Origin of the sequence: Streptomyces sp. NPDC060027 (assembly GCF_042737005.1) — a bacterium.
In the GTDB taxonomy this organism is placed as follows: domain Bacteria; phylum Actinomycetota; class Actinomycetes; order Streptomycetales; family Streptomycetaceae; genus Streptomyces.
The window spans coordinates 1-3,702 of sequence record NZ_JBHWVI010000401.1 but is presented as its reverse complement, the minus strand read 5'-3'; the positions used below and the strand labels follow the sequence as shown (position 1 = coordinate 3,702).

Sequence of the window (3,702 nt, the reverse complement as noted above, 5' to 3'; positions counted from 1 at the left end):
CGAAGTGGACTGGCACGCCTTCTTCCCGGGCGCCCGGCGCGTCACCCTGCCCACCTACGCCTTCCAGCGCGAGCGCTACTGGCTCGATGCCCCCGAGGCCGAGACGGCCGCCGTGGACGCGGTCGACGCCGAGTTCTGGGCGAGCGTCGAGCGCGAGGACGCCCAGTCCCTCGCCGCCACGCTGGGGCTGAGCCCCGAGGAACTAAACGTCGTAGTACCGAAGTTGTCGGCCTGGCGGGGTCGGCGGCGCGAGCAGTCCGTCGTGGACGGCTGGCGCTACCAACTGGCCTGGCAACCGCTGAACGGCCTTTCCGCAGGCGACCTGTCCGGCAGCACATGGCTGTTCGCCGCGCCCGAGGGCGACGAGTGGGCCGGCACGGTCCGCGCGGCCCTGGCCGGACGCGGCGCGTACCTGATCCCGCTGATGGTCGGCGCCGACACCGACCGCGCGTCCCTGACCGACGAGCTGACCCGGGTCGCGGGCGAAGCCGGATCGCTCGACGGCGTCCTGTCCCTGCTCGCGACCGACGAGACCGCCTCGCCCGAACACTCCGCGCTCTCCCAGGGCTTCGCGCAGACCGTGGCCCTGGCCCAGGCACTTGGCGACGCGAGCATCGACGCGCCGCTGTGGTGCGCCACCCGCGGAGCGGCCGCCACCGGCCGCTCCGACGACGCACCGCTCAGCGCGGTGCAGAACCAGGTGTGGGGCCTCGGCCGTGCCCTGGCCCTGGAGCACGCCCGGCGCTGGGGCGGCCTGATCGACCTGCCGGCGGCCGTCGACGAGCGCGCCGCCGGCCGTATCGCCGCCGTACTGAGCCAGGGAGCCGGCGCCGCCGATGGCCAGGAGGACCAGGTCGCCGTCCGCGCCACCGGCGTGTTCACCGCCCGGCTCGCCCACGCCCGAAGCGGCGCCGGCCGGCCGTGGTCGCCGCGCGGCACGGTGCTGATCACCGGTGGTACGGGTGCGCTGGGCGGGCACGTGGCCCGCTGGCTCGCCGGTGCCGGTGCCGAACACCTCGTGCTCACCGGCCGCCGCGGTGCCGACGCGCCCGGTGCCACCCGCCTCAAGGACGAACTGGAGGAGCTGGGAGCGCGCGTCACCCTCGCCGTGTGCGATGTCGCCGACCGCGACGCGGTGGCGGCGCTGCTCGCCGAGCACACGTTCACCTCCGTCTTCCACGCCGCGGGCGTGGAACAGTTAGCCCCCTTCGACGAGCTGACACCGGCCGACTTCGCCCGCACGGTGGCGGCGAAGGCCCGCGGCGCCGCACACCTGGACGAGCTGCTCGGCGACCGCGAGCTCGACGCCTTCGTCATGTTCTCCTCGATCGCCGGCGTGTGGGGCAGCGGCCACCAGGCCGCCTACGCGGCCGGCAACGCCTTCCTCGACGGGCTCGCCGCCCGGCGGAGGGCCCGGGGCCTGGCCGCCACCGCGATCGCCTGGGGCCCGTGGGCCGACGGCGGCATGGTCACCGACGCCGACGAGGAGCACCTGCGCCGCCGCGGCGTCGTCACCCTGCCCGCCGCACTCGCCGTGACCGCGGTCCAGCGCGCCCTGGACTGCGACGACACCGCGGTCGTCGTGGCCGACATCGACTGGGAACGGTTCATCGGACCGTTCACCCTCGGCCGCCCGAGCGCCCTGCTGTCCGAGTTGCCCGAGGTGCGCCGCGCCGGCACCGCCGCACCGGCCGGCGCCGCCACCGGCGCCGCGCCCCTGGCGGCCCGGCTCGCCGGACTGCCGGAGGCCGAGCGCAGGGAGAGACTGATCGACCTGGTCCGCGCGCACGTCGCGGCCGTCCTGGGCCACTCCTCGGCGGCGGAGGTCGAGCCCGACCGGGCGTTCAAGGACCTCGGCTTCGACTCCCTGACCGCCGTCGAACTCCGCAACAAGGTGAACACGGCGACCGGTCTCGCGCTGCCGCCCACGCTGGTCTTCGACCACCCCAACGCCACGGCGCTCGCCCGCTTCCTCCAGAGCGAGCTGCTCGGATCGAAGGCCGCCGTGGAGCAGGAGCGGCACGCGGCCCCCGACGACGAGCCCATCGCCATCGTGGCGATGAGCTGCCACCTGCCCGGCGGCGTCGACTCGCCCGAGGCGCTGTGGGACCTGGTGACGTCCGGCGGCGACGCCGTCTCCGCGTTCCCGTCGAACCGCGGCTGGGACGTCGAGGCCCTCTACGACCCCGACCCCGACCGCCCCGGCAAGACGTACGCGCGCGACGGCGGCTTCCTTTATGGCGCCACCGACTTCGACGCCGGCTTCTTCGGGATCTCCCCGCGTGAGGCCCTGGCGATGGACCCGCAGCAGCGCCTGCTGCTGGAGGCCTCGTGGGAGGCCTTCGAGCGGGCCGGGATCGCCCCCGCGCAGCTGCGCGGCAGCCGGACCGGCGTCTTCGTCGGCATGGCCTACCAGGGCTACGGAGCCGATGTGCGCCGCGCGCCGGAAGGCGTCGAAGGACACCGGCTCGTCGGCGGCGCGTCCAGTGTCGTCTCCGGCCGGGTGGCCTACACCTTCGGACTCGAAGGGCCCGCCGTCACGATCGACACGGCGTGCTCGTCGTCCCTGGTCGCCCTGCACCTGGCCATCCAGTCGCTGCGCAACGGCGAGAGCACGATGGCGCTGGCCGGCGGCGTCACCGTCATGGCCAGTCCGAGCGTTTTCGTGGAGTTCAGCCGCCAGCGCGGTCTGTCGCCCGACGGCCGCTGCAGGGCGTTCGGCGCGGACGCCGACGGCACCGGCTGGGCGGAGGGCGTGGGCGTGGTGCTCGTGGAGCGGCTGTCCGACGCCCGCCGCAACGGGCACCAGGTGTTGGCGGTGGTACGGGGCAGCGCCGTGAACCAGGACGGGGCGTCCAACGGTCTGACCGCGCCGAACGGCCCGGCGCAGCAGCGGGTCATCCGCCAGGCGCTGGCTTCCGCCGGGCTCGCTCCGGGCGATGTGGATGTCGTCGAGGCGCACGGTACGGGCACGACGCTGGGTGACCCGATCGAGGCGCAGGCGCTCCTCGCGACCTATGGACAAGAGCGTGAACGGCCGCTCCTGCTCGGCTCGTTGAAGTCCAACATCGGTCACACGCAGGCCGCCGCGGGCGTCGCCGGTGTGATCAAGATGGTGATGGCGATGCGCCACGGAGTGCTCCCGCGAACCCTGCACGTCGATGAGCCGACGCCGCACGTGGACTGGTCGGTCGGTGATGTCCGGTTGCTGACCGAGGCCGTCGACTGGCCCGAGTCGGACCGCCCGCGCCGTGCCGCGATCTCGTCCTTCGGTGTCAGCGGCACCAACGCCCACACCATCATCGAACAGGCCCCCGCCACGGCGGAGTTGCCTCATACGCCCGACTCCGGCGCGCTCGTGCCGTGGGTGCTGTCGGGCAAGGGCGAGTCGGCGCTGCGTGCCCAGGCGGCCCGGCTGGCCGGCCATCTCGACGCGAACGACGGCTGGACGGCTTCCGACATCGGCCTCTCCCTGGCCTCCCGCGAGACGTTCGAGGACCGCGCGGTGCTCCTGGCGGAGGGCTCGGACAAGCTCCGGCAAACCCTCACCGCCCTCGCCGCCGGTCAACCGGCGGCGAACGTGACGCTGGGACGAGCCCGCTCCGAGGGCAAGGTCGGTTTTCTGTTCTCGGGTCAGGGTTCGCAGCGGATCGGTATGGGGCGTGAGTTGTATGCGGCGTTCCCCGTCTTCGCCGATGCGTA

Annotated in this window: 1 protein-coding gene; it reads left to right on the top strand. The window is 74.0% G+C overall.

Going from position 1 to position 3,702, the window contains the following annotated elements:
* On the top strand, positions 1-3,702 hold a 3,702-nt coding region (locus ACFWBT_RS42260; RefSeq protein WP_385709931.1), incomplete at both ends, for an SDR family NAD(P)-dependent oxidoreductase.